General features: G+C 46.1%; 14 protein-coding genes. 6 read left to right on the forward strand and 8 right to left on the reverse strand.

Annotated features, from left to right (window positions below; genetic code table 11):
• Positions 1-31: 31 nt before the first annotated feature.
• Complete coding sequence (locus ACFBZI_RS08860) at positions 32-952, reverse strand: purine nucleoside phosphorylase YfiH/LACC1 family protein (RefSeq protein ID WP_375715969.1); 921 nt, start codon at positions 950-952, stop codon at positions 32-34.
• Between the two features lie 99 nt (positions 953-1,051).
• Positions 1,052-2,212 (reverse strand): RluA family pseudouridine synthase, encoded by a 1,161-nt coding sequence (locus ACFBZI_RS08865; RefSeq protein ID WP_375715970.1) that lies wholly within the window; start codon positions 2,210-2,212, stop codon positions 1,052-1,054.
• Between the two features lie 334 nt (positions 2,213-2,546).
• On the opposite strand from ACFBZI_RS08865, the gene ACFBZI_RS08870 reads away from it, so the two are divergent.
• Together ACFBZI_RS08870 and ACFBZI_RS08875 are read left to right on the forward strand one after the other, a co-directional pair.
• Positions 2,547-3,620, forward strand: coding sequence for an outer membrane protein assembly factor BamD (locus tag ACFBZI_RS08870; protein ID WP_375715971.1), 1,074 nt, complete (start codon positions 2,547-2,549; stop codon positions 3,618-3,620).
• Positions 3,621-3,933: 313 nt separating this feature from the next.
• Positions 3,934-6,084, forward strand: a complete 2,151-nt coding sequence (locus ACFBZI_RS08875; protein ID WP_375716342.1) for a DNA primase — start codon at positions 3,934-3,936, stop codon at positions 6,082-6,084.
• Positions 6,085-6,148: 64 nt separating this feature from the next.
• Here the strand turns inward: ACFBZI_RS08875 and ACFBZI_RS08880 are convergent, their stop codons facing one another.
• From ACFBZI_RS08880 to ACFBZI_RS08890, 3 genes are all read right to left on the reverse strand, one after another.
• Positions 6,149-6,856, reverse strand: coding sequence for a glutathione S-transferase (locus ACFBZI_RS08880; protein WP_375715972.1), 708 nt, complete (start codon positions 6,854-6,856; stop codon positions 6,149-6,151).
• 231 nt (positions 6,857-7,087) lie between these two features.
• A complete protein-coding gene (gene gyrA, locus ACFBZI_RS08885; protein ID WP_375715973.1) occupies positions 7,088-9,835 on the reverse strand; it encodes a DNA gyrase subunit A in 2,748 nt (915 codons plus the stop codon).
• A gap of 195 nt (positions 9,836-10,030) precedes the next feature.
• Positions 10,031-10,723 (reverse strand): NAD-dependent epimerase/dehydratase family protein, encoded by a 693-nt coding sequence (locus ACFBZI_RS08890; RefSeq protein WP_375715974.1) that lies wholly within the window; start codon positions 10,721-10,723, stop codon positions 10,031-10,033.
• 288 nt (positions 10,724-11,011) lie between these two features.
• On the opposite strand from ACFBZI_RS08890, the gene rpsT reads away from it, so the two are divergent.
• Positions 11,012-11,278 carry a 30S ribosomal protein S20 gene (gene rpsT, locus ACFBZI_RS08895; RefSeq protein WP_076555746.1) on the forward strand — a complete coding sequence of 89 codons (267 nt, stop codon included), beginning with the start codon at positions 11,012-11,014 and terminating at the stop codon, positions 11,276-11,278.
• A 328-nt stretch (positions 11,279-11,606) separates the two neighbouring features.
• A complete protein-coding gene (locus ACFBZI_RS08900) occupies positions 11,607-12,251 on the forward strand; it encodes a response regulator (RefSeq protein ID WP_375715975.1) in 645 nt (214 codons plus the stop codon).
• A 79-nt stretch (positions 12,252-12,330) separates the two neighbouring features.
• On the opposite strand, the gene ACFBZI_RS08905 is transcribed toward ACFBZI_RS08900, so the two are convergent.
• Both ACFBZI_RS08905 and gpmI read right to left on the reverse strand, forming a co-directional pair.
• On the reverse strand, positions 12,331-13,584 hold the full coding sequence (locus ACFBZI_RS08905; protein ID WP_375715976.1) for a S41 family peptidase: 1,254 nt from the start codon (positions 13,582-13,584) through the stop codon (positions 12,331-12,333).
• A 66-nt stretch (positions 13,585-13,650) separates the two neighbouring features.
• Entirely contained in the window at positions 13,651-15,213 is a 1,563-nt protein-coding gene (gene gpmI / locus ACFBZI_RS08910; protein ID WP_375715977.1) for a 2,3-bisphosphoglycerate-independent phosphoglycerate mutase, read from the reverse strand.
• Between the two features lie 302 nt (positions 15,214-15,515).
• Here gpmI and ACFBZI_RS08915 point away from each other — a divergent pair, with 302 nt between their 5' ends.
• The gene (locus tag ACFBZI_RS08915) at positions 15,516-16,205 is read left to right on the forward strand and encodes a TetR/AcrR family transcriptional regulator (protein WP_375715978.1); all 690 of its coding nucleotides are present in this window, start codon (positions 15,516-15,518) and stop codon (positions 16,203-16,205) included.
• Positions 16,206-16,343: 138 nt separating this feature from the next.
• On the opposite strand, the gene ACFBZI_RS08920 is transcribed toward ACFBZI_RS08915, so the two are convergent.
• Positions 16,344-17,657 carry an NCS2 family permease gene (locus ACFBZI_RS08920; protein ID WP_375715979.1) on the reverse strand — a complete coding sequence of 438 codons (1,314 nt, stop codon included), beginning with the start codon at positions 17,655-17,657 and terminating at the stop codon, positions 16,344-16,346.
• Between the two features lie 280 nt (positions 17,658-17,937).
• Here ACFBZI_RS08920 and ACFBZI_RS08925 point away from each other — a divergent pair, with 280 nt between their 5' ends.
• Complete coding sequence (locus ACFBZI_RS08925) at positions 17,938-18,453, forward strand: peroxiredoxin (protein WP_375715980.1); 516 nt, start codon at positions 17,938-17,940, stop codon at positions 18,451-18,453.
• The last annotated feature ends 59 nt before the right edge of the window (positions 18,454-18,512 follow it).

Raw genomic sequence — 18,512 nt, forward strand, 5'->3', positions numbered from 1 at the left:
GGCGAGTTTAATTTAATTAATTAATTTAATATCAATCACCCAACGCCATCATCACCAGCATCGCCATTCTGCCTGTGGCGGCTTTATTGGCGTGGGTTTGGGCTCGATACGAATAATAATTGGGCGACAGATAACTGCACGGCATCGGTGAATTGACCACCGAAAATCCCGAATGCTCAAGCTCAAGGCGAGCCAATTTGGCAATGTCAATCCGCACTTTATCTGGTGTGTCGCTGACGATGATGATTTGCTCAAATAGGGCTTGGGCATCGCCTGCCACCAGATTTTGTGCCGCCACCGTCTGCACGATACGCTGTGCCAATGCCAAATCAATCTCATAAGCCGCCTGCGAAATACAAGCACCGATAACCGCTTTGGGCTGTGTCAGTGGCGGCATTTGCTGGGCGGTTTTGGCGATAATGCCATTGGTCAAGCCCTGCCAGCCAGCATGTATGCAAGCAATCGCCGACCCTTTATCATCAAATAACGCCACAGGTACACAGTCGGCAGTCATAATCGCCAGAGCAATATGCCGCTGGCTGCTTATCAAAGCATCGGCGGACTTGAGCGACTGCACCTGTGGGCGATCGGCATCGACCACCGCATCGCCATGCACTTGGTTGAGCCAATGAATGCGATCAATCTTAGCACCTTGATTTTGTAAATTTGCCAAAAGTTCAGCACGGCGAATCAGCACCGCATTGGGGTCATCTTTGACATGTAAGCCCAAATTAAACTCGCCATACAGTTGTGATGATTGCGATTGCTGTGGCGGCTGTGATTGTGGCAATTTGGCAAATTTATCAAAATTGCCTGCGTGCGTCTGCACCACCCAAATTTTATCGTCCTTATACAAAGTGTCCAATGGCAGCGTCTTTGGGCGATTGCCTGTTAAGCTGTTACTTGTCAAATTGCTGTTTGCTAAGTTGTTATCCGTGCTATTGTCCGTCATTTGCGATGCTCGCCATTTTGTTTGTTAATCTACTGATTTTGCTAATTTATCGGTTGTGCCAGTTTTGCCAGTTTTTTATTTGACCAATTTTTGTTGTCATCAGCCATTTTGTAAAATCTCAATCAACGCCAGCATATCATCAGGCAATGGTGCATGAAACTGCATCTGCTCGCCTGTGGCAGGGTGAATAAAGCCCAAAGTATGAGCGTGCAAGGCTTGGCGACCAAAGTCCTGTACGGCTTGCCGCTGCGACTGGCTTAAGCCTGCACGGGGCGAAGTACCATAAACAGGATCGCCCACCAAAGGGTGTCCGATGTGCGACAGATGCACACGGATTTGGTGCGTGCGGCCAGTTTGTAGCTGTACATCAAGCAGACTGTAACGCTCATGTATGTTCTTTGCACTGACAATGTGCGTAACAGCAGGCTTACCTGTGGCTCGCACTGCCATCTTGGTGCGATGCGTGGCGTGCCTGCCAATCGGTGCATCAATGCAGGCGTGGCGTAAAATCTCATGAGCCGACCCCAAAGCGACACATTGGTAGTGCCGATAGACGCTTTTGTCCTTGAGCTGCTCGACCAAAGCCAGCTGCGTGGCTTTATCACGAGCCACGACCAAAAGCCCTGTTGTGTCTTTATCAATGCGATGCACCAGCCCCGCTCTGGGCAGATGCGACTGGTTGGGATAATGATACAGCAAGGCATTGACCAAAGTGCCTGTCTGATTGCCTGCCCCCGGGTGTACCACCATGCCAGCAGGTTTATTGATGACCAACAAATAATCGTCTTGATAAACGACATCGATGGCGATATTTTCGGGCAAATCTTCAGAATGTGCCTGCACTGCGATGGTCAATTGTAGCGTGTCGCCTGCTTTGACGGCGTATTTTGGCTTGACGGTGTCGCCATTGACGCTCAAGTCGCCAGATTCGATGAATTTTTGCAAATTACCACGAGAAAAGTCGGTAAAAATCGTGGCAGCCAGCTTATCCAAACGCATACCAACATCGGCATCTTGCACCACATAAGTGGCATTGATGGCATTTTGTGCGGTTTTTTTGGCAGTTTCGTCCAGATTGTCCGCCAGATTATCGGTTAAATTGTCCGTTAAATTATCCGCCAAATCATCTACCAAACCGTCAATCAAATCGTCCGCCAATTCGTTCAATTCATTGGCAAAATATTCATCAAAATCTGCAGACGACGCATCATTGTTCTTAGTCGCCTGTCCAAAAGTCGCCTGCTCAAAAACTGACTGCATGATGTTACCCAAATGTAAAATGATGGGCAACTTTAGCACATTTTGGCGACACTTGCCATAGCGATTTGTTGATTTGCCAAGTCAAGCGTGGACAAAGTGGGTATGTTGCTGCGGTCAAAATTGCCAGCGACTTTATCACAAGTTTTATCACAAGTTTATTACTGCTTTTATTAGTGATTATATCAATGATTGTGCCATAGGTTTATCGCTGCTTTTATCAATAGCTTTGTCAATGGTTTTATAAAGCGGCGGTGGTTTTGAATCATTGTTCAATGCCAAAAAATATGCTACACTAACCGCCAATCTGTCTTTTTAGCATCGCACGAGAATATTTATGAAATCATCGCCTACCAAATTTGCTGCCGCCATTGCCATCAGCACGCTGGCAATCAGTGGTTGTGCAAGCGTTAATAAACTGTTTGACAAAGAAAGAGATGTCGTTGTCAGTGCCGAAAAGAGCGACAGTGCCTATTATCAAGACGCCAGTCAAGCCTTGGACAAAGGTCAAAACCGTGAAGCCATCACCGCTTTGAATAACATTCGCACCTTTTATCCGACTGGTCAATATGCCCAACAAGCTTTGTTGGATTTGATTTATGCCCAATATCGTGCTAATGACTTTGAAGCGGTGCTAAACAGTACTGCCGAATTTATCCGCTTATACCCAAACAGCCGTTCGGTGGATTATGCCCTATATGTCCAAGGCGTAACCAATATGGGCGGTGCACCAAAAGCATCTCGCTTATTCAACCTAAATCAATCACAGCGAGATGTTACTTATCTGCGTTTGGCATTTCAAGATTTTCAAACTTTGGTAAATAATTATCCAAACAGCCCTTATGCCGCCGATGCCGCACAACGCATGTTGGCGATTTATAATGACTTTGCCGAAAATGAACTGGTGGCGGCTCGCTGGTATCTGAAGCGAGATACCATGGTCGCTGCGGCGAACCGTGCCAAGTGGGTTTTTCAATACTATCCACAATCCAACGCCGTGCCTGAAGCGACTGCCATTTTAGCATATGCCAATGAGCGATTGGGTCTGAGCGATACCGCCAATCAATACAAAACACTATTGCAAATCAACTATCCGCAATATCTTAACCGTGATGGCTCGGTACGCCTAAACACCACCAACGCCAAAACCACCACCCAAAAAGTACTATCAGCCATCAGCTTTGGTAAACTTGGTCGTGCCAGCGAAAATCTGGACAGCTACCAAGGTCAGTACAACGGCCAGACACGCACACAGGTTATCCACTCTGCCAGTGGCATCGCCCTACCGACAACAGACACGCCAACGGTTGCACCATCGTCTGACAGCAAGCCAAGCCGCCGCCCAAATTTGAGCTTGGATTTGCCAACTGCCGAATCTCAGGCAGGTCATATGAACGATGTGCCACGCTAATGGCTAAGTGAAGCGGTCAGGTGATTGGTGCGTGATTGGTTTTGCCAATGACTTGCCAATCATTTACCGATTATCTGCCAATCGGCTTGTTGGCGAATTGGTGGATATTGATAAATTGATGAATGGTTGAATTGGTAAATTTGACAAATCATCAACGACAACAAGCAACGCCATTGAAATGACAACAGACGGCATCGTTATGCCGTTTTGTTATTTTATCTAAATTATTGATAAATGATTGATAAGTGATTGATTTGATTTTTCATTGAACTTTATCCATCAAAATCTGAACAAGATTGGGGCAATCATCGCCATGCGTATTCCAGAATCGGTACTTGAAGCACTCAACAGCCAAGCGGATTTGGTTGCTATGATTGGCAAGCACACCACGCTAAAACCAGCTGGGCGTGAGTTCAAAGGCTGCTGCCCTTTTCATGGCGAAAAAACGCCGTCTTTTTATGTCAATCCTGAGACCAATTTGTACTATTGCTTTGGCTGCCACGCCAAGGGCAATCCGATTACTTTTTTAAAAGAATACGAACGCTTGAGTTTTGTTGAAGCGGTCAAATATTTATCCGAGCAGACAGGCGTTGAGCTGCCCAAAGACGATGCTTATCAGCAAAAATTTAAGTACAAAAAAACCAACAAACCAACCAAGCCAAATCAAACCGTCGTCAAACCAGCACCGACCGAGCGGCCAAGCAGTCAGCCACAAGCCACCAATCCGCCAGTTGGCTCAAATGGCTCAAATGTTGTCAGCGACAATCCAAGCCATCAGCCCAACCACCTCAATCAGCCTGTTTATCATGGTCAAATGCCAATGCCTGCCATGGCAAATTCTGACCATGTGATGCCGCCAGTGCAGATTGAGCCGATGCCGCTGCATGAACCGCTTAACGAACCGCAAGGCGATTTGTACAGCTTGCTTGATAGCGTGTATCATTATTACCGTTTTATGCTTGAAAATACGCCCATCGCCAAGCAGTATTTTATTAACCGTGGGCTGACTGATGCCACCATTGCTACTTTTGGGCTGGGTTATGCCCCCGAAGGCTGGCAACATCTGGAAGAGGTTTTTCCCCAAGACATCGAAGGGCTAAAAATCTTAGGTCTGGTGCGAGATTCGTCCAAGACACAAGGCAGAACCTTTGATTTGCTGCGAAATCGGATTATTTTTCCCATTCGTGATAATCAAGGGCGTGTGGTCGGTTTTGCTGGTCGTAGTCTGGGCGATGAGCTGCCAAAATACATCAACTCCAGCGAATCGCCAGTTTTTCAAAAACAGCATATTTTATACGGCTTATACGAAGCACGCCAACAAAAAGCCAGCAACTATCTGATGGTCGAAGGCTACATGGACGTTATCGCTCTGCATCAAGCAGGCATCTGTGGTGCGGTGGCTCCGATGGGAACTGCCGCCAATGAAAAACAAATCGACCGCTTACTTCGCTATCATAACAAATTGACACTGTGTTTTGATGGTGATGAAGCTGGTCAGCGGGCGGCATGGCGGACTTTGGAAATTGCCACGCCAGTGCTGCATGATGGGCGAGAATTGTATTTTTTGACTTTGCCAGACAATCACGACCCCGACACTTACCTAAAAACCTACGGCACAAACGCCATGCAAGATGCCATTGATAATGCCATGAGTATTTCTGATTATCTGTATGGCGTGCTGTCTGCCAAATACGATCTGAGCCGCCCTGAACAAAAGGCACACGCCATGGCGACACTTCGGCAGCTGACCGACCTATTTCCAAAAGGCTCTAGCCTAAAATGGTGGCTCAATAGCGACATTTACCAAAAGCTCAAAACCGCCGATAAAGCTGGCTACGCTCGCCCAGCGGTTAGTCATATTGACTACACCAACAACAACGACATTCAGGTGCTAACCGAGATTGCCCTACACCTTATCCACACGCCAAGTTTGCTTACGCCTGACCCTTTGGCGTATATCATTGAGCAGTCAGGCATGGACAAGGCACATTTGCCATTTGCCACACACCTTGAGCGGCAGTCTTTGGGCGTGCCAGATTTGCCATCATGGGCAAGTTTTGACAGCGGTTTATTGGGTGAAATCATTGATATTATCCGCTCTCTGCCCACGGATTTATTAGCCGATGGCTTGGCAAATGATGCGTCAAACGCTAGCCACCGCCATGATTGGGCGTATTTTATTATCGCTGCCATGAGCGATACCGCCAAGCGTGAAATTCAGACGCATTGGCAGGCATTTGCCCAAAATATGCTGGCTCATCAAGCACAAATTGGGCAAATTGACGACCGTCAGTTGCGGTTTTTTGAACTGCTCTGCACTGCACTTAAAGATGTGCTACAAAAACAGCAAGCTGGCAGCAAAAATCTTATCTTAAGCGAAATCTACAAGCACCGCCTACAATTTTTGACAGCGTGGGATAATACCAACAATAAAGCCAAATTGGCAGAAATTTTGACCAAATGATTGTTAACTGATACTTACCAATGTTTGATTGCTAAGCGGTCATGATTGCTGTTGGTGTTGCTATTTATAATGCCGTACCAGCGAGTTTTTCGGCATTTTTATAGGCTTGCTGACTTTCGCAGCGTGCCAGCCACGCCAAAGTGTGCTGATGCGTTGCTGGCAACACGCCACGCACTTTTGCTCCTTTTACCGCAAAATACATCTGAATGTCCGCACCGCTAAACTGCCCTGCTAGCCAGTCTTGATTTGCCAGTGCTGATTCCACCATTTGCAAGGCATTGGCAAGGTTTTTGTCCAAAATCAGCTGATGAATGCTGCTGTTTAGCTTATTGGCGATTGGTCTGGCAAACCACGGCGATTTGGCAGCGACCTTATCCAAAATCAGCCCCATCACCAAAGGCGGCATTAGGCTACCTTCGGCAAAATGCAACCAAAAAGTATAATCACGCCACGCCTTGCCAGCGGTTTTTGGTGATTGGGCATCGACGGTGGGATAAAACTTAGCATCTGTGTCATAGGTTTTTAATAAATACTCAATAATCACCGCCGATTCAGCAAGGCTATTTTCGCCAGCAGGCAAGCTGTCATCAACCAAAATCGGTGCTTTGCCCATTGGGTGAATCTGTGTCAAATGCTCTGGAGCCAGTGCCGTGCGTGCATCACGCTCTATCTGGTGCAGCTGATAGTCAATGCCATAAGCAAGTTTTAGTTCTTCAAGCAGCCAGACAATACGAAACGAACGAGATTTATTCAGATGATATAAATGAAGCATAAAAAATTACTCAAAACCGCCGTTGATTGGCAGTTAGTTTATAAAATTTATTAAAAGAAGTTGTTAAAAATTTATTAAAAAAAATTCATCGCCAAAAGCCAATTGCAAAACTTGCCAATGATTGAACCAATGATTTAATAAGCGATTGATAGTTCATCAATGATGACCAATCAAAACAAACCAAGCACACAAGGCTTGGTTTGTTGTTATGTTGGCTGTATTTGGCTTGGTTTATTCGGTTGGCTCAATGGTGTCTGCAGCGTTTGAACCATCGGCAGCATCAGCGGCACCAGTATCAGCGGTACTATCAGCCACAGCAGCGGTAACATCGCCATTGTCATCATCGGTATCACTGTCTTCTTCGTGTTCAACGCACGCCATGCCGACCAGTACTTCTTCATCAGCGATGCGAATCAGCTTGACGCCTTGAGCATTACGCCCAGCGGTGGCAATCTGTGCCACTGGCGTGCGCACCAAAGTGCCTTTGTCCGAAATCAAAATCACATCTTCTTCGCCAGTAACAGCGACCGCCTTAACCAGCTGACCATTACGCTCGGAAGTCTTGATGGCAATGATACCTTTACCGCCACGCCCTTTGGTTGGGTAGTCGTCAATTGGCGTGCGTTTGCCAAAGCCATTTTCGCAAGCACACAAAATCTCGCCGCCTTTTGGCACGACCACCAGCGACACCACACGACTGACGGCAAAGCCATCGCCGCTATCTTCGCCATCGTCTTCGATGATTTCTTCATCATCGGCGGTTGCCAACAGATTGACTCGCATACCACGCACGCCCTTGGCGGCACGGCTCATCGCACGAATGCTGTCTTCTTTGAAACGAATCGCCTTGCCTTCGTTACTAAACAGCATAATCTGCTGCTCGCCGTCTGTGATGGCAACACCAATCAGCATATCACCGTCCGCCAAATCGATGGCACGCAAACCATTGGCTCGCAAATTGGCAAATTGCGACAACGCCACACGCTTCACCGTACCAGACGCTGTGGCAAAAAAGACAAAGCTGTTTTCGTCTTTTAAATCGGCCACTGGTAAAATTGCCGTAACCGCTTCATCAGGCTCAAGGTTAATCAAATTGACCAATGGGCGGCCTTTTGAGCCACGAGATGCCAGCGGAATCTCAAAGCCACGCAAGCCAAACACTCGCCCTGTATTGGTAAAACACATAATATGTGCGTGCGTGCTAGTTACCAACAGATGTTCAATCACATCATCTTCTTTCATGGCGGTGGCAGAACGCCCTTTGCCACCACGCTTTTGGGCTTGATAATCGCTGATTGGCTGCGTTTTGGCATAACCAGTATGCGACACGGTCAAAACCACCGTCTGCTCTGGAATCAGATCTTCACGGCTAAAGTCATGTCGTCCGTCCACAATGTCGGTTTTGCGTTCGTCGCCAAATTCATCACGAATCTCAATCAGCTCGGCACGCACCACGCCCATCAGCACATCAAAATCATTCAAAATCAGATTTAGGCGGGCAATTTCACCCAAAATCTCTTGATATTCGCCAGTCAGCTTGTCCTGCTCAAGCCCTGTCAAGCGGTGCAGCTGCATGTCTAAGATGGCATTAACTTGCTCAGGTGATAAGCGATAGCGTGTTTTGTTGTCAATGAGTCCATAAGGGGCGTTCAAATCTTCGCCATCGATAATCTCAGGACGAATAGAGTCCGCCCCTGCCGCTTCAAGCATCGCCACCACACCAGCCGATTGCCAAGTGCGTGCCAATAAGTTATCTCGTGCCGCACTGCGGTTGGCGGATTGTTTGATGGTTTCTAGCACTTCATCAATGTTAGCCAGAGCAATGGTCAAGCCTTCTAACAAATGCCCACGAGCCAAGGCTTTATTTAGCTCAAAAATCGTGCGGCGTGTTACCACTTCTTGGCGATGGCGAATGAATGCCGCCACCAAATCTCGCAAGGTCATCAGCTTAGGCTGGCCATTGTCCAAGGCGACCATGTTAATGCTAAAGCTGGTCTCAAGTGGCGTCTGGCTAAACAGATTATTCACCATCACTTCTGCATTTTCGCCACGACGCAGGTCAATCGCCACACGCACACCTTCTTTGTCCGATTCATCACGAATCTCGCTGATGCCTTCGATTTTTTTGGCATTGACTAGATCGGCAATGTGCTTGATAAGATTGGCTTTATTGACTTGGTAGGGAATTTCGGTAAAGACGATGCGTTCACGCTCTTTATTCGCCCCGTGATCGCTCATTGGCTCAATGTGATAGCGGCCACGAATGTGCAAGCGACCCTTGCCAGTGCGATAAGCATCGATGATGCCACTTCTGCCATAAATGATGCCGCCCGTTGGGAAATCTGGGCCAGTGATGTGGGTAATCAGCTCATCGGTTGAGATATTGGGATTGTCGGCATATGCCAAGCAAGCGTTTAGCACTTCGGTTAAATTGTGCGGTGCCATGTTGGTCGCCATACCGACAGCGATGCCTGTTGCGCCATTGACCAACAAGTTTGGAATGCGAGCAGGCAACACGCTTGGCATTTTCATTGAGCCATCGTAGTTGTCTTCCCAATCAACCGTATCTTTGTCCAAATCCGCCAGCATCTTATGCGTCAGCTTCTGCATTTTCATTTCGGTATAACGCATCGCCGCTGGTGGATCGCCGTCCATCGAGCCAAAGTTACCTTGACCATTGACCAGCATATAACGCAAGCTAAAATCCTGTGCCATGCGGACAATCGCATCATAAACTGCCGTGTCGCCGTGCGGGTGGTATTTACCGATGACATCACCGACCACACGGGCAGATTTTAGGTATTTTTTATTATAATCATTACCCAGCTCGTGCATGGCGTACAGGATACGGCGATGTACAGGCTTAAGTCCATCACGCACATCAGGCAAAGCACGAGACACAATGACACTCATTGCGTAGTCCAGATACGACCGTTTCAATTCATCGACAATGCCAATAGGACTGACCGAATCACTCATAAAAATTCCTTGAAATCACTGGGCAAATACCCGAAAATTTAACGAGTCATTATAGCATAAATTGGTAAAATTTTATATAAATATCTGTATTTTTGGCAAATTGCACGGCATTTTATCGGCACAGCCAAGCAATAACCGCTATGATTGCATAGGGGCTGATAAAAAGACTTTATTTATTTAATGATAACAAATTGATTATTTAAATTTATTAATCATCTGCTCATGCGTGATGATGGTTGCTTGGTTTGGCGTGCGTAATTGTGGCTTGTGATTGTGTTCATAGGCACACAAAGCCATGCAAGCAGCGACTTGCTTTGGGCTAAGTGGGTGTTTTTTGCTTTGAAATCTTACCGCCGACAGCACGCCTTGAATGGCTTTTTGGCTGGCTCTTAGGGCGGTTTTTAGGCCAAAAGTTTGTTTTAGTGGTGTTAATTGATTGAGCCGAAAAATCGCCAAAGTATCAAAGCTCAATGTCCGCAAATAATACTCAACATCTGCTTTGGCGGTCAATTCGTCATCGTGATTGGGAGCATCGGCACCGTCTTTTGACAAAAAATAAAACTGCTGCACGCCCTTTTTCTTACAGGCTTTGGCAAATTCTAGGTTATAAAGCACATTGACCTGATAAAACTCATCACGGCTTGCCACTTGCGACTGTGCCACACCAAGACAGCTGAATGCATCGGTATCTGCACCGATGGCGATGGATTCGATGGTTGATGATAACGCCTGAAAATCCGCCACATGATACACTTGCATGTTAGGGCTGATTGCCCGTGGCTGCTTACGAGTGATTAAAATCACCGTTTCATAAATCAATGCCAACTCACGAGCCAACGCCTGCCCGACACGACTTGAGCTACCGATTACAATGGCTTTAGATTTCATTAATATTGTCTCAATTTACTAAATTTGCTCATGGCTTGATGACTGGCATCACTTTGCTTATTTTAGCACAAATTTTAACACAAAATTCCAGCAATCTGACACAAAAACCGACAAAATCAGCAAAAAGCGTGCCAATTTCACAAATTTATCAAGAAAAATTTCATTTATATATTGTGAGATGCCGCAGATTTTGGTAATATATTGGGCATATTGTCCAAGCGATGCGTTACCTCAAGCGTGTTGCACCCACTTTTACATTGATTTTGATTATTATTAAGGATTTATCCTATGGCAAACTCTGCACAAGCTCGCAAACGCGCTCGTCAAAACACCAAGCGTCGTCAGCACAACGCTTCTCAGCGTTCAATGGTACGCACTTTCATCAAGCGTGTAAACGCTGCTATCGAAGCCAAATCTTATGAATTGGCAACTGAAGCCTATAACAAAGCAGTACCTGTCATTGACCGTATGGCTGACAAAGGCATCATTCACAAAAATAAAGCTGCTCGCCATAAGAGCCGCCTAAATGCTGCCATCAAAGCACTAAAAGGCTAATTAAAGCCGATGTATTGATGATTCGGTTTTGCCGATAAAGTCAATAAAAATAAAGGGTTCAAGTTTTGCTTGGACTCTTTTTTTGGCAATTGATTTGGGTGGTTTGTTTAGATAAAGTGTTATGCAACTAAACGGCATTTGCCCTTTTGTTATGATAGCCTTTTTACCAATTTGCCATTTTATAAATTTGGTGGCTTGCCTTGCCGTGATTTTGGCGTGTTTATTGTCATGAATTTTTGGTAAATTTTACACAAATTGCCCAAAAACAAGCGACATCTTGGCGTTTTACTGCTACAATACCCATGCAACCCATAAAATAAGGCGAGCGATGAGTATTAAAGTTTTGGTCGCAGACGATCACGATTTGGTCAGAATGGGCATCACACGCATGTTAGATGATGACCCTGATATTGAAGTTGTTGGCGAAGCCATTGATGGCGACAGTGCGGTGCTGCAAGTGCGTGCATTGCACCCTGATGTGGTGCTGCTCGATGTCAATATGCCCAATATCGATGGCGTCGAAGCGACTCGCCGCATCAAACAGTTCAACTCGGCGGTCAAAGTGCTGGCGGTCTCTGGTCTGTCGGCACAGCCTTATCCGTCGATGCTGCTAAAGGCAGGCGTGAATGGCTATATCACCAAAGGCACACCGCTTGATGAGATGATTCGTGCCATCAAAAAAGTACACGCAGGCTCCAAATATTTTAGCCACGATGTCGCCGAACAGCTTGCCGAGTCTGTCCTTGGTGAGCAAGCCGATTCGCCCTTTGACAGCCTGTCTGAGCGTGAAAAACAAGTGGCGATGATGGTGGTGAATTGCCAAAGTACACAGCAGATTGCCGATCAGCTGTTTGTCAGCACTAAGACGGTAAACACCTACCGCTATCGCATTTTTGAAAAATTGGGCGTGGACAGCGATGTCAAACTTACCCACCTTGCCATTCGTCATGGCTTGGCACAAACCAATGCTTAATTATTGAAAAGTAAAACACCCTAAATGCTCAAATTTGGGGTGTTTTTTTAAGCATTAATACAAAAAAAATTTTAACATTTTATTTGACAGCGTCTTCACTATGCTGGCTGGCTGCTCGTGATTTGGCTTGCTCTACCAGCCCTAGGCTTAATTTTAGCCAAGTGTCATCGCCTACCGTCAATTCTCGCTCAAAGCTGACATCTGGCACGACACCGATTTTGTCAATCTCCGCCCCTGTTGGCGTCAGATAATGTGCCGTTGTCAGCTTGATGCCTTGATGGATACCGATGGGAATCACCGACTGCACCGAACCTTTGCCGTAGCTGGTTTCGCCGACGATTAAGGCACGCTCGTGCGTCTGCAAGGCACTTGCCAGCACTTCGGCAGCAGACGCTGAATAGCGGTTTTGTAAGATGACCACTGGCACAGATTCTAAAATTGGCGAACCTTGGGTTTCTAACACTCGCTCAATGCCTGTGCGATTTTGCACTTGTGTTACCACTTGCTTACGCATAAACAGCGATGCCACATCAACCGCAGCGTCCAAAACACCGCCCGGATTATTTCGCAAATCCAGCACCACGCCCTGTACTGGCGTGGTAATTGCCGACAGGTGATTTAGGATTTCTTGGCGAGTGTTGTTTTGAAAAATGGGCAATTTGATGATGGCAATGTTATTTTGAACCAAAACTTCAATGCTGCTTTTTTCAAGCTGATTGCGAATCAGGTTGACCGTCCGCTTAGAACGACCCGCCTTAGAATAAGTAACATCGACACTGCTGCCTGAAATGCCGTTTAACAGCTGCACAATGTCATTTTCACTTTGGGATTGATTGAGCTTAATGTCGCCAATTTGATGCAGATAATCGCCTGCTGTGATGCCGACAATCTTAGCAGGTGAATCCGTCAGCACTTCAGTTACCACCCAATGAGCATCAGACGCTCGCCAGACGGCCTTTAGCCCCACACTGGCGACATTGCCTTCGGTGAATGAGTTGAGATTGGCAAAAGCGTTGGCGTCCAAAAACTCAGCATTGCGATCCACACGGTTAAGCATGCCGTTAATCGCATAATAAAACAAGGCTTCATCATCAATCGGCTCAATGTACTCTCGCCGCATCAAATCCACTGCCTGCACAAAGGTCTTGAGCGTTGCTGGGCTGATTGCCCCCAGCGGCACTCGCCCAGAATGCAGCCCATCGATGCCATACAGCTGATTTGGCTCAACATCTAATGCGTCCAAATTCGGTGAATCGGGATTGGTGGCGGTGGTGGCAAAGGCAGGTAAACTGCTTGCCATGAGCATTGCCGCCATCAGTGCTACAAACTTCATATGCGATACCTTTTGTGTGGTCAATCTGGTGCAATCAATCACCAACTGTCAATCAACAAATGCCAATCACTCGACCAACAGGCTCTCACCAGTCATTTCACTTGGCTTATCCATGCCCATCAAATACAAAATGGTTGGCGAAACATCGCACAATCTGCCGCCTGTGCGGACGCTGACTGCCTTATCACCGACATAAATAAACGGTACCAGCTCAGTGGTGTGCTGGGTATGTACCTGTCCGCTTTCGTAGTCTTGCATTTGCTCACAGTTGCCATGATCGGCAGTGATGAGCAAGTGGCCGCCTGCCGCTTTGACATGCTTCACCACTTCGCCAATGCAAGTATCCACCGCTTCAACCGCTTTTACCGCCGCTTCAAAAACGCCAGAATGCCCCACCATATCGCCATTGGCATAATTGACAATCAGCACATCATATTTGCCAGAGTCGATGGCGGCGGTGAGTTTTTCGGTAACTTCAAACGCACTCATTTCAGGTTTTAAGTCATAAGTTTTGACATCAGGGCTATTGACCAAAATGCGATCTTCGCCTTGATACAACTCTTCACGGCCGCCACTAAAAAAGAAAGTTACATGGGCGTATTTTTCGGTTTCGGCAATGCGTAGCTGGGTTTTGCCCAAATTTTGCAGATATTCGCCCAGAGTATTTGCCAAACTGGTTGGGTGATAAGCGATGGTGGTTTTTGGGTTGTTTTCCAATTCGTCAGAGTATTTGGTCAGCATGACAAATGCCGACAGCTCAGGCACAATGTGGCGATCAAAACCGCCAAAATCAGCATCAACAAACGCCAAGCTGATTTCACGGGCTCGGTCAGCACGGAAATTCATAAAAATCACGCCATCATTATCGCAGATCACGCCATCTTCTTCGATGAATGTCGCTTGGACAAACTCGTCCGTCTCACCAGCAGCATAGGCTTGATGGACAGCATCGATGGCACTGTCGGCACGGCGGACGGATTTGCCTTCGGTCAATAGCTCATAGCAGGCTTCGACACGATCCCAACGCTTATCACGATCCATGGCATAAAAACGGCCAATCACGCTGGCGATTTTGGCATCGCCGTCAAATTCGCCATTAATTTGGGCAAAATAACTTTCAATATCGGTCACATAGCTTTCGGCAGACTGCGGCGGCGTATCACGACCGTCCAAAAACGCATGCACAAAAACCTGCATCGCCCCTTGAGACAGAGCCAATTTGGCAGCAGCTTTGATGTGGTCAATGTGTGCATGCACGCCGCCATCAGACAATAAGCCTAAAATATGCACCGCCCCTTCGTTATCCAGCGTGGCTTTGACAGCGTCAGTTAGGGCAGGATTTTGGAAAAACTCACCGCCCGCAATCTCATTCATGATACGAGTTGAATCTTGGAACAAAATCCGACCAGCACCCAAATTCATATGCCCCACTTCTGAGTTGCCAAATTGACCATCAGGCAAGCCGACATCAAGACCTGAACCTGAAATCAGACCGTTTGGACAGCTGGCAGTCAGGGCGTCAAGATTGGGAGTATTTGCTGCCAAAACCGCATTATCTCTGGGATCTTCACGATGTCCCACACCGTCCAAAATCATCAGCACATGGGGGATTTTTTTGTTATCAGTCATGTCAAGCTCCAAGCCAAATGAGAGTAATTTTTCTTATTGTATCATATTTGCATCACATTTTTGTGTCATATTTGATAAAAACTGCGATGAAATGATACGTTGGTTTTTTTTGGTCAAAGTTTTGTACCCAAATTTGTACCAGAATTTTGCACCCAAGTTTTCACCAAATTATTCACTCCAAAACAAAACCTTAGCAAAATCCCAAAATCTGCTTGCAAATTTCGCCCCACTTTTATAAAATCTGATATAAAATCCGACCAGTTGGTTTTTGAAAAAACCATCGTCAATTTTGGGATAAATTTATGACCACAACAGACCTGTTTACATCAAATCAGCCATCATCAGCAAGCCACAATCCGCTTGGCAATTTACTTAAAAATTCACCTGAAAATTTGTCCAACAATCCGATGGATAATTTGCTTGATAACCACCCAAATGATGGCAAAGATGGCACAAAAAAGCGTAAAAACAACCCAGAGTTACTTAAGCATAGCTTAATTATGGCGGCCAAAGACTTGATGGTCAAAGAAGGCGTTGCCAATTTATCGATGCAAAAAGTTGCCGATTTGGCAGGCACCAGTAAAGGCGGTTTGTTTCATCATTTTAAAAACAAAGATGAGCTGCTTGGTGCGGTGATTGGGCTGTTTATCGCCCAGTTAAACACCGCCATTCTTGCCAAAGTTGATGAGTTGGGCGACATTGATGGCAAATTTACCAAGGCCTATGTGCAAGTGATGTTTGAAAACCCAGAAATTGGGCTGGACAGTGGCTGGACGGGGCTGATTCGTGCCATCAATGCCGATGCCATCATGCAGCAGCAATGGCACGCATGGACCGCCCAAAAGCAGCGACAATTTGCCGATACTGACAGCGCCCCACGCTATGCCGTCATTCGCTATGCGGTGCTGGGAGCTTCGTTTGATGCTCATCTAGAGTCAGATGCCGATAAAAAAGCCGACATTTATCAGACACTGCTTGAGCTTTTGCCGTGATGAGTTTTTGACATTGTTAATTTTAGCATTGCTAAATTGTCCGTTTTATGACAATTAGCCAAGCCAAATAAAAGCAAAATCCCCTGTCAGTTTAAACCAACAGGGGGGTATTTTTATTAACATACTAATTAATAAAAATTAAATGGCATAGCCCAAAGCATAAAACGCCACAAGCACAATGGCAATCAGCACTGTGCCAATGTTGAGTTTATTAAACTCACCAGCAATCAAGCGGCCAAGCACCAACGCCCCAAAGCCAAGCATAATGCCAGTAACGATATTTGCCGTCAAAACGATAAACACCGCACAGACCAAGCCACTCATCGCACCGACAAAGTCATCAAAATCCAGCTTTGAGACATTGCTTAGCATCAGCAAACCCACATACATCAAGGCAGGGGCAGTGGCATAGCTTGGCACCAAAAACGCCAGTGGTTGAAAAAACAACATCAGCAAAAATAACGCACCAACGACAATTGCCGTCAAGCCTGTTTTGCCGCCAACCGCCGTTCCTGCTGCCGATTCGATATACACCGCCGCTGGTGCCGTGCCAAAAATGCCCGAAAACAAGCTGCTGATAGAATCTGAAGTCAAAGCACGGCCGCCATTGACGATTTGACCGTCTTTATCAAGCAAATCCGCCTGACCTGCCACCGCACGAATCGTCCCTGTGGCATCAAAAATCGCCGTCATCACCAAAGCAAACACCACTGGCAAAATCGCCGCATCTAACGCACCCATCAAATCCATTTGCATAAATAGCGAATCGGAGCCAAAACTTGGGATTTTTAGGATTGCACCATCGGATTTGACTTGGGGGTCAAAAATTAGCCCAATGATTGTGATGGCAATGATGACCCACAAAATGCTGCCTTTGACACGCAATTTTTCAAGGCCGATAATCGCTGCCAAGCCCACCAAGGACAAAATCACTGGCAAAGAGACAAATTCGCCCATCGTTACTGGCAAGCCTGCGTCATTTTTGACGACCAAACCGACGCCGTTAGCAGCAATGAGTAGCAAAAACAGCCCAATGCCGATACCAGCACCGTGAGCGATGCTCGATGGCAAATTACGCAAAATCCACGCACGAATGCCCGTTACCGAAATCAAGGTAAACACCACACCCATCAAAAAAATCGCCCCCAGTGCCACAGGAATGCTCACGCCCTGCCCCAGCACCAAACTAAATGCCGTAAACGCCGTCAAAGAAATCGCACAGCCGATGGCCATCGGTGCATTTGCCCACAAGCCAATCAAAATCGAACCCAGACCCGCCACCAAGCAAGTGGCGATAAATACTGACTCAGCTGGAAAACCTGCTTGCGAGAGCATATTTGGCACGACAATCACCGAGTACACCATCGCCAAAAAGGTCGTCAAGCCAGCGATAACTTCTTGACGCACGCTAGAGCCACGCTCAGAAATTTGTAAAAATGAAGATAAAGACATATAAAATCCACGCAGTAATTTGCCCAAAAGGACTTGCCATCATCATGGCAACGACTTTGCCACCGATAACGATTAATAAAATTTGTTAATTTTACCGCAAAGATGCAATTAAGCCAAATAAAAACTGACAAAACCGCAAAAATTTGTACAAATTGGTAACTTATTACAATAAAATTTGACAAAATGCGTGGCAAAATTGGCTTTTTGCCCCCAAAATTTGCTACAATGTGGCGAAGTTTTATCAATAGTTGTTAAAAATTATCAATCATAAGGGAAAAATATGCTAAAAAATTCAAACGAAAACATCGCTTTGCCAGATTTTGAGCTGCCATTGGTCGCTGCCGATGCTCAAAAAACAATCAATTTAAAATCGCTCATCACTGACAATGCTGATAATGCCAATAATAAAGGCTTGATTTTATATTTTTATCCCAAGGACAACACCCAAGGCTGCAGCGTGCAAGCCATTGATTTTAGTGCAGATGTAGCAGCATTTGATGCTTTGGGCTATCGCATTATCGGCGTGTCAAGAGATGGCGTCAAATCGCACCAAAATTTCATCAGCAAAAAGCAATTGAGCATTGAATTAATCAGTGATGGCGACGAAAAATTGTGCCAACATTATGATGTCATCAAAGAAAAAATGATGTACGGCAAAGCACATTTGGGTGTGGTTCGCTCAACATTTGTCTATGATAAAACTGGGCAAATGATTGGCAGTTTTCGCAATGTCAAAGCCAAAGAACATGCGGCAAATTTATTGTCATTTTTACAACAATACACACAATCAATTTAACAAAAATAATGAATTGACCAATTGATAATTAATAATAAATTAACAATTGGTCAGCCATC

Source organism: Moraxella marmotae, from assembly GCF_042219885.1.
Lineage (GTDB): Bacteria > Pseudomonadota > Gammaproteobacteria > Pseudomonadales > Moraxellaceae > Moraxella > Moraxella marmotae.